General features: G+C 76.1%; 3 protein-coding genes. 1 reads left to right on the forward strand and 2 read right to left on the reverse strand.

The window, feature by feature from the left end; translation table 11 throughout:
* A partial coding sequence (locus DVA66_RS19880) for a hypothetical protein (protein ID WP_114561521.1) occupies window positions 1-383 on the forward strand: 383 nt, incomplete at its 5' end.
* Here the strand turns inward: DVA66_RS19880 and DVA66_RS19885 are convergent.
* Together DVA66_RS19885 and DVA66_RS22045 are read right to left on the reverse strand one after the other, a co-directional pair.
* Complete coding sequence (locus tag DVA66_RS19885; RefSeq protein ID WP_157974174.1) at window positions 380-724, reverse strand: hypothetical protein; 345 nt, start codon at window positions 722-724, stop codon at window positions 380-382. The genes DVA66_RS19880 and DVA66_RS19885 overlap by 4 nt on opposite strands.
* A 139-nt stretch (window positions 725-863) precedes the next feature.
* Window positions 864-1,853, reverse strand: coding sequence for a Maf family nucleotide pyrophosphatase (locus DVA66_RS22045; RefSeq protein WP_157974175.1), 990 nt, complete (start codon window positions 1,851-1,853; stop codon window positions 864-866).
* Window positions 1,854-1,924 lie beyond the last annotated feature (71 nt).

Here is a 1,924-nt window from a genome sequence, read left to right on the forward strand (position 1 = left end):
TGCTGTCGGCGGCGCTGCTCGCCGGGTGCTCCGCCGCCCCCGCGCCGACGCCGCCGCCGGAGCCGCCGGCGTCCACCGCCGCCGTCGCCGGGGCCGTGACGCTGCGCGAGCTCGGGCTGACCCACGGCCCGGTCGACCTGGTGACGTTGCCCGAGGACGTCACCGTGCTGGAGCGGATCGACCAGCCCAACGTCATCACCCTCGTGCTCACCGCCGAGGACGGCCCGCCGAGCGTGGCCCATCTGGAGCGGACCCTGCCGGACGCCGGCTACACCGTCGACGCCACCGGCGGCGGCTCGCTGCTGTTCAGCGGACCGGGCTGGTCGGGGGCGTTCACCACCAGCACCGAGGTGTCCGGCCTCACCCTGCGCCAGGAGCCCTAACGCCGGTGCAGCTCCACCCGGCCCCTGGCGGCGGAGGGCGTGACCTCGAGCGAGGCGTCGCCCCCGACCGGGGCCGTCAGCTCCAACGGGTGCTCGACGTCCTCGGCACAGGGCACCAGGTCGCTCCACACGGTCCGACCGGGCGTGCGGAGCCGGATCTCGACGTGGTCGGCGTCCCGGCAGGTCAGCAGCAGCACGTAGGAGCCGGCCGGCAGGCGGCCGGCCCCCGAGGTCCCGAGGTAGTCGCTGCCGAACTCGCAGCTCCGCAGCGCCGCGGCGGGAGCGGCGCATCCCGCCACGGCGACGGCCAGCGCCACCGCCGCCACCGCGTGTCTCCGCACCTGCCCACCTCCCGGGTCCGGGCCAGTCTGCGCGAGCGGTCACCGACCGGTCGACGGGCGGTCCGGAAAATGTCGATAGCGGACCAACAGACGCCATACGGACCTGATGGTCGCGTATCGACAGGTTGTGGACCGGGGATCAGTGCCCGACGACGCAGAAGTGGTGGCCGTCGGGGTCGGTGAGGACGACGAAGTCCGCGCCCGGCGGGTGCTCCCACTCCGCGCGGCTGGCACCGAGGGCCAGCAGCCGCTCCACCTCGGCGTCCACGTCCGTGGTGGCGACGGTCCACAGGTCGAGGTGGGTGCGGTCGTCGGTGTCGAGGTGCAGCCGGGTGCCGTCGCCGGGCGGCACGAGGAAGGCGGGGTCGTGTGGGTCGGGACGGAAGCCGAGGGCTTGCGTCCAGAAGGTGGCGGCCCGCTCGACGTCGGCGACCTGCAGCACCACCGAGCCGAGCGTGAGGGTCGGGGACGGGCCGGCGGGCGGGGCCGGCGGGGTCAGCCGCCACAGGCTGGTCCAGGACAGGCCGAGGTCGGTGAGCAGCTCGCGCAGCAGCGGCAGCGAGATGCCGACGACGGAGTGCGGGTCGCCCTCGACGCCGCGGACGAAGGCGCCGCCGAAGCCGTCCAGGGTGAACGCGCCGGCCACCTGCAGCGGCTCGCCGGTGGCGAGGTAGTCCTCCAGCTCGTCGTCGCCGACGTCGGCGAAGTGCACCACCGTGGACGCCGTCGCGGTGCGTGCGCCGGCGCCGGTGTGCACGTGGTGACCGGTGTGCAGGACGCCGCTGCGCCCGCGCATCGCGCGCCAGCGCTCCCGCGCCACCTCGGGCGTCCGGGGCTTGCCGAAGGCCTCGCCGTCGAGCTCGAGCACCGAGTCGCAGCCGACCACGACCTCGTCGGGGCCGAGGTGGCCGAGCCGGCGGGCCACCGTCTCGGCCTTGAGCAGTGACAGCCGGGCGGCCAGCACGGCCGGGGTGTCGGCCTGCACGCCGGACTCGTCGACGCCGGAGACGACCACCTCGGGGTGCACACCGGCGGCGCGCAGGGTGGCCAGCCGGGCGGGGGACTGCGAGGCGAGCACGAACCGCCGGACGGGCCGCGGCGCGGCGGCCCCGGGGGTGCTCACTGCCACCCCGACGCCTGCCAGGCGCCGGGTCGCGGGGCGAGCAGCGGAGGACGGGTCCGGCGCCAGTGCGCGCTCCA

The organism is Desertihabitans aurantiacus, from assembly GCF_003344635.1.
GTDB classification, from domain to species: Bacteria; Actinomycetota; Actinomycetes; order Propionibacteriales; family Propionibacteriaceae; genus Desertihabitans; species Desertihabitans aurantiacus.